Below are 6,767 nucleotides of genomic sequence, written 5' to 3'. Positions count from 1 at the left end.
ACTGACAAGACCAATCAGTCCTGGGGCGGCCGCTTCAGTGAACCCGTCGACGCCTTCGTCGCCCGCTTCACCGCCTCCGTCACTTTCGACCAGCGCCTGTATCGCCACGACATCATGGGCTCCATCGCCCACGCCACCATGCTGGCCAAGGTCGGCGTGCTCAGCGATGCCGAGCGCGATGCGATTATCGACGGCCTCACGCAGATCCAGACGGAAATCGAGGCCGGCCAGTTCGACTGGCGCGTCGACCTGGAAGACGTGCACATGAATATCGAGGCGCGCCTGACCGACCGCATCGGCGTCACCGGCAAGAAGCTGCACACCGGCCGTTCGCGTAACGACCAGGTGGCCACCGATATCCGCCTGTGGCTGCGCGACGAGATCGACCTGATCCTGGCCGAGATCACCCGCCTGCAGCAGGGCCTGCTGGAGCAAGCCGAGCGCGAGGCGGACACCATCATGCCCGGCTTCACCCACCTGCAGACCGCCCAGCCGGTGACCTTCGGTCATCACCTGCTGGCCTGGTTCGAGATGCTCAGCCGTGACTACGAGCGCCTGGTCGACTGCCGCAAGCGCACCAACCGCATGCCGCTGGGCTCGGCCGCGCTAGCCGGCACCACCTACCCGATCCAGCGCGAAGTCACAGCCCAGCTGCTGGGTTTCGACGCGGTGGGCGGCAACTCCCTGGACGGCGTGTCGGACCGCGACTTCGCCATCGAATTCTGCGCCGCGGCTTCGCTGGCGATGATGCACCTGTCGCGCTTCTCCGAAGAGCTGGTGCTCTGGACCAGCGCGCAATTCCAGTTTATCGACCTGCCGGACCGCTTCTGCACCGGCAGCTCGATCATGCCGCAGAAGAAGAACCCGGACGTGCCGGAACTGGTGCGCGGCAAGACCGGCCGGGTGTTCGGCGCGCTGATGGGCCTGCTGACCCTGATGAAGGGCCAACCCCTGGCCTACAACAAGGACAACCAGGAAGACAAGGAACCGCTGTTCGACGCCGCCGACACATTGCGCGACTCGCTGCGCGCCTTCGCCGACATGATCCCGGCGCTCAAGCCCAAGCACGCCATCATGCGTGAAGCGGCGCTGCGCGGCTTCTCCACCGCCACGGATCTCGCCGACTATCTGGTGCGCAAGGGCCTGCCGTTCCGCGACTGCCATGAGATAGTCGGCCACGCGGTGAAATACGGTGTCGACAGCGGCAAGGACCTGGCCGAGATGAGCCTGGACGAACTGCGTCAGTTCAGCGATCAGATCGAGCAGGACGTGTTCGCCGTGCTGACCCTGGAAGGCTCGGTGAATGCCCGCGACCATATCGGCGGCACCGCCCCCAATCAGGTGCGGGCGGCGGTGGTGCGCGGCCAGGCGCTGCTGGCCAGCCGCTAGCTGGCCGTTACGCGGCGCGTCCTGCGCCGCGTAGCCTCAGCCTTTGGCCTTGGCCTGAGCCATCGCCAGAAACCCAGCCATCCCCGCCTCTTTATCCGCGGCGATGCGTTTGACGTGCGGGTTCTGGTTGAGCAGCACGAGCAGCTCGTGGGCCTTCGAGAAGTCGGCCAACAGATCGATACCAAACAGCTTCTTCGCCACCCCGCAAGCCAGGTCGATGCTGTAGAGGAAGTAGATATCGGCCAGGCTGAAGCTGTCGCCCGCCACATAAGGGGCAAACTTGCCGTGCCGCTTGAGCGTGTCGATCCCGGCCAACAGCTCGGCCTTGCACTTGCTTTTCAAGGCGGAGGAAATCTCCCCACCGAAGAATGCTTCCGGGTAGCCAATCCGCGCTGGCAACTCGATATACAGCTCGATCTCCTTCATCAGTGCGCGCACTTGGGCCCGGGCGAATGGCTCGCTGGGCAGCAGCGCCCTGCCGCCACCGCAGTCTTCCAGATAGTCGAGGATCGCACTGGTCTCGTTGATAAAACCCTGCTCGACTCCCAGCACCGGCACCTTGCCACGTGGACTGATGCTGAGAAATTCGTCGCTCTGGTTGCCGTAAAGGGTCACGATCTCGAACTCCAGCCCCTTCTCCAGCAAGGCCAACTTGACCATATTGAAATAGTTGCTAACGGCAAATCCATATAGTTTGAACATGGTGACAGGCTCCAGGCCGGCGGATGGACAGTCCGAGTTATAGCCCCAGATACGCCATGCCAGCCAGCCGTATCCAGGCAGTGAATGGCGCGGGCGCCGTCGCGCTGGCACACTGCATGCCCAGTCCAGGGATAAGCCACGGATAAGCCACGCATGAGCGAACACGACGAAGACGAAGCATTTGCCGAATCGACCCTGATCCAGGCCATCGAGAATCAGCTGGAGGCCGGCGAACCGGCCTTCGTCCAGGCGGTGCTGAACAAGCTGCTGCTGGTGGGCTATGAGCGCGAAGAAATACTGCCACTGATGGCCCTGGTGCTGGCCGATGAAATCGACGCCATGCTGCGCGAAGACCGCGCCTTCGACGCCGCCCGCTACGAACAGGGGTTGCGCGCCCTGCCGGAACTGCCCGCCCAGGATTAGCAGGCCGCTGAAAAACGTTGGCGAGGCAAAAACAGGCGAAGAAGCGGAGTTTACGAGCTGTAAATGAGCATTCTGAGCCTGTTTTTAACGACGCATCGGCAACGCAGGTAGTTTTTCAACGGCCTGTTAGAAAATTTTTAACCCTCAGCCGCGCCACTTCTGGCAGCATCGGCTGGCGGCAGATTAGCCGGGGCTTCACTACACTGCCTGGACTGGCTGCAGCAGTTCCGTCCAATCGCCGCACGCCGCTTCCGCTGTCGCCCGCAGGGGCGCAGTTCACTACAACAAGAAGCAGGAGTACTTATGGCCTTTACCCCCGAGCTGGTTGCCGAACTGGAAATCCTCGCGCTGTTCAACCTGGGCAACACCCAGGAAGGCATCAAGGTCCACCACACCGCCGCCCCCCCGGCCATTGCCGCGGCCAAGCGCCTGCATGACAAAGGCCTGATCAGCCAAGCCGATGGTGGCTATCTGACCAGCCTGGGGCTGGATGCCGCCGAGCGCACGCAAGTCCTGTTGAGCATTCTCACTGTGCCTGAAGTGGCCTGACCCGCCACCGCCCGCGTCGCCCGGCCCTCTGCATGCGCTCGGCGACGCAGGCTTCCCTTATCGGCAAGCGGACTAATCACCTTGTTCTATCGCCGCGCAGAGCCTGAGCATGAGTCGCACCGAGGAAATTCGCCCGGATATCGATGAAGGTATCGACCGCAAGGTTCTGACCCTGCTGCGCGCGCGCTTTCTCAAACTCAACCAGGGCCGCCTGCAGCGTGCCATGCAGGCGCTGTCCACGCGCCAGCAGCTGGTCCTCAAGCTGTTGCCGCTGTTATTCCACGTCAATCACCCGCTGCTGCCCGGCTATGTCTCGGGGCTGACCCCGGCCGGCCTGAGCGGCTACGAGCCGAGCGACGAGCTGCTCAGCGAAGCCCAGCGCCTGACCCGCTCCTTCGCCTACAAGCCGTACCGCGAAAAACTGGCGCTGCCTATCCATGGGCTGTTCCTGATGGGCAGCCTCGGCACCGTGGCCCAGGCCGAACAAAGCGATATGGACATGTGGCTGTGCCACGCCGCCGGTCTCAGCCCGCAGCAGATCGGCGAGCTGAGCAAGAAGTGCGAACTGCTGGAGATCTGGGCCGCGAGCCAGGGCGCCGAGGCGCATTTCTTTCTGATCGACCCGGCGCGCTTTACCGTCGGCGACCGCGAAGCCCAGCTGACCTCCGATGACTGCGGCACCACCCAGCACTACCTGCTGCTCGATGAGTTCTACCGCACCGCGATCTGGCTGGCCGGGCGCACGCCGCTGTGGTGGCTGGTGCCGGTGTACGAAGAACAACGCTACCAGCACTACACCAACGCGCTGCTCTCCAAGCGTTTTATCCGCGCCGCGGATGTGCTCGACCTCGGCCACCTGGCGCGCATCCCGCCGGAGGAGTTTATCGGCGCCGGCATGTGGCAGCTGTACAAGGGCATAGAGTCGCCGTACAAATCGGTGCTCAAGCTGCTGCTGACCGAGGTCTACGCCAGCGAACACCCCAAGGTCGAATGCCTGTCGCTGCGCTTCAAGCAGGCGGTGTTCGCCAATCGACTGGATCTCGACGAACTCGACCCCTACATAGTGGTGTACCGGCGCCTGGAGGAGTACCTCAAGGCCCGCGGCGAACACGAGCGCCTGGAGCTGATCCGCCGCTGCCTGTACCTGAAAGTGGACAAGAAGCTCAGCCGGCCGCCGCGCAACAACCGCAAGAGCTGGCAGCGCCTGCTGCTCGAACGCCTGACCAGCGACTGGAACTGGGACAGCCGCCAGCTGGCCATGCTCGACAGCCGCAGCCAGTGGAAGGTGCGCCAGGTCAGCGCCGAGCGGCGCATGCTGGTCAACGAGCTGACCTACAGCTACCGCTTCCTCTCGGCCTTCGCCCGCAGCGCGCAGGCCGGCACCTCGCTCAACAGCCGCGACCTCGGGGTACTTGGCCGGCGCCTGTACGCCGCCTTCGAGCGCAAGGCCGGCAAGGTCGAATTTATCAACCCAGGGATAGCCCCGGACCTGGCCGAAGACACCCTGACCCTGGCCCATAACCCCAGCCCGGAAACGCCCCATGAAAGCCAGTGGGCGCTGTATACCGGCAGCGTCAGCGCCCAGGACCTGGACGACTTCTCCCCGCTCAAGCGCGCCCGCGAACTGATCGAACTGCTCGCCTGGTGCCAGCGCAACGGCGTGATCGACAACAGCACCCGCCTGTCACTGCACCCCGGCGACAGCGACCTGACCGAGTACGAACTGGCCAACCTGCTGGCCAGTCTGCAGCAGGTGATACCGCTGCCATTGCCGGCGGTCGACGAAGCCGCCCTGCTGCACCCCAGCGTGCCCCGCGAGGTGCTGCTGCTGGTCAATGTCGGGGTCGACCCGCTCAAGCAGTACAGCCAGCTGAACGTGCACATGACCAGCGAGCGCACCGATTCCCTGGGCTATTCCGGGGTGCGGGAAAACCTGATCCAGACCATCGACCAGGTCAGCCTGAACAGCTGGAACGAGTTGCTGGTCAGCCGCTACGACGGCCCCCACGCCCTGCTCGACTGCCTGCGCGACTTCCTCAGCAGCCTGCCGAGCCTCGGCCAGCAACCCAATCTGCGGGTGCGCTGCTTCTGTCGCAACCGCGCCACGGCCATCGCCGAACGGGTCGAAGAACTGTTCCGCGAGACCCAGGGCAACTTCAGCGACGAGCAGCACAACCGTTATCTGCTGCAGATCAAGCAGCACTACCACCTGCTCGATCTGATCCCCGGCCAGGTCAGCCATACCGCGCTGAAAGACCTGCCGGCGCTGATCGAGCACCTGGGCGCAGAACAGCCGTACTACAGCGAACTGCACCTGGACCGCAGCGCCCTGCAAGGCGAAGACCTGGCGCTGATCCTGCCGCTCGGCCGCCCGCAGTGCATCCAGGTGTTCTACCGGATCAACGAAGCCAGCGGCCAAGCCGAGTTGACTGTGCTCGACGAACACAACGGGCTGTGGCGCCAGCAGATGCCGTTCCGCGACGAACAGAGCCTGCTGACGCCGCTGCAGCGCTTTCTGCAGTCGGTGCTGTACCGGCGCAATGCCCTGCTGCCACTGGACAGCCCGCACGGCAATCCGAACCTGGACATCCTCTACTACCGGGTGGAGCCGGACGCGCCGCAACGGGCCCAGCGCCTGGAGCGCCGCCCGGCGCCACACGCGCCGATCAGCCACCCCTTCTACGATGTGCAGGCGATAGCCGAGTCGGCCGCCGGCAAACGCGCCCATGTCACCCTGTACTGCAACCACCGCGAGTTTTCCGAACTGGAGTACGCCGGCGACCTGTTCGCCGCCGTGGCCCAGCATATCCTCGCCCAGCGCTCGGGCGGCGCGCGCTACCCCTGCTATATCACCGACCTCGACCTCTCCGCGGTGCTGAACGAGGGCCATACCCAGACAGTGCATTACCTGCGCTACAAGACCCGTCTGGAAGAGGCGCTGAACCAGGCCCTGCAGAAGGCCTGAAAAACGGAAGCCGCCCATGAATCTGAGTCTGTTGCTGTTCGCCGGTCTCGCCTTGCTCCCAGCCGTGCTACTGCTGCGTCGCAGCCGCCTGCGCGCTCGCGAGCGCTTTATCCAGGCTTACGCCTTTCCCCAGCGGCTAAGCCGCACGTTGCGGGAACGCTACCCCCACCTCGATGAGCAACAGGCGGCCCAGGCCGTGCTGGGGCTGCGTCAGTATTTCCAACTGTGTCGCGCGGCCAAGCGCCGGCTGGTCGCCATGCCCTCCCAGGCCGTCGATGTGCTCTGGCACGAATTTATCCTGCATACCCGGCAATACCAGCAGTTCTGCCAACAGGGCATCGGCCACTTTCTGCACCATGTGCCGAGCGAAGCCATGCGCAGTCCCACAGTGGCGCAACAAGGCATACGCCGCGCCTGGCGCCTGGCCTGTGCCCGCGAGCGCATCACGCCCAGGGCGCCGCAGCGCCTGCCTCTGCTGTTCGCCCTGGACACCGAATTGGCGATCGCCGACGGCTTCCGCTACAGCCTCAATTGCCGCGACGGACGCGGCGGCGATTATTGCGCCGGGCATATCGGCTGCAGCTCGGGTTGCGCCAGCGGCTGCGCCGCGGATGGCGGCGCAAGTGGCGATAGCAGCGACGGGGGCGGGGATGGCGGCGGTTGCGGGGGCGGCGACTAACAGCCTGCTAACAGGCCGTTGAAAAATGTCGGCGAGGCAGCCGAGACAAGGCAAAAACGG

General features: G+C 64.5%; 6 protein-coding genes. 5 read left to right on the top strand and 1 reads right to left on the bottom strand.

The window, feature by feature from the left end:
• On the top strand, positions 1 to 1,389 hold a 1,389-nt coding region (argH, locus tag Q8Q83_RS07575), incomplete at its 5' end, for an argininosuccinate lyase (protein ID WP_305622538.1).
• A gap of 36 nt (positions 1,390 to 1,425) precedes the next feature.
• On the opposite strand, the gene Q8Q83_RS07570 is transcribed toward argH, so the two are convergent.
• On the bottom strand, positions 1,426 to 2,091 hold the full coding sequence (locus Q8Q83_RS07570) for a glutathione S-transferase family protein (protein ID WP_305622536.1): 666 nt from the start codon (positions 2,089 to 2,091) through the stop codon (positions 1,426 to 1,428).
• Between the two features lie 153 nt (positions 2,092 to 2,244).
• On the opposite strand from Q8Q83_RS07570, the gene Q8Q83_RS07565 reads away from it, so the two are divergent.
• From Q8Q83_RS07565 to Q8Q83_RS07550, 4 genes are all read left to right on the top strand, one after another.
• Entirely contained in the window at positions 2,245 to 2,514 is a 270-nt protein-coding gene (locus tag Q8Q83_RS07565) for a hypothetical protein (RefSeq protein WP_305622535.1), read from the top strand.
• A gap of 303 nt (positions 2,515 to 2,817) precedes the next feature.
• Positions 2,818 to 3,063: a TIGR02647 family protein gene (locus Q8Q83_RS07560; protein ID WP_305622533.1), complete on the top strand. Its 246-nt coding sequence runs from the start codon at positions 2,818 to 2,820 to the stop codon at positions 3,061 to 3,063.
• A 109-nt stretch (positions 3,064 to 3,172) separates the two neighbouring features.
• Positions 3,173 to 6,028 (top strand): class I adenylate cyclase, encoded by a 2,856-nt coding sequence (locus Q8Q83_RS07555; protein WP_305622532.1) that lies wholly within the window; start codon positions 3,173 to 3,175, stop codon positions 6,026 to 6,028.
• 16 nt (positions 6,029 to 6,044) lie between these two features.
• Positions 6,045 to 6,707, top strand: coding sequence for a hypothetical protein (locus tag Q8Q83_RS07550; RefSeq protein ID WP_305622530.1), 663 nt, complete (start codon positions 6,045 to 6,047; stop codon positions 6,705 to 6,707).
• The last annotated feature ends 60 nt before the right edge of the window (positions 6,708 to 6,767 follow it).

Source organism: Pseudomonas sp. (assembly GCF_030696055.1).
In the GTDB taxonomy this organism is placed as follows: Bacteria; Pseudomonadota; Gammaproteobacteria; order Pseudomonadales; family Pseudomonadaceae; genus Aquipseudomonas.
Note: the sequence above shows the minus strand (reverse complement) of the source record. Positions and strands in the feature narration are given on the sequence as shown.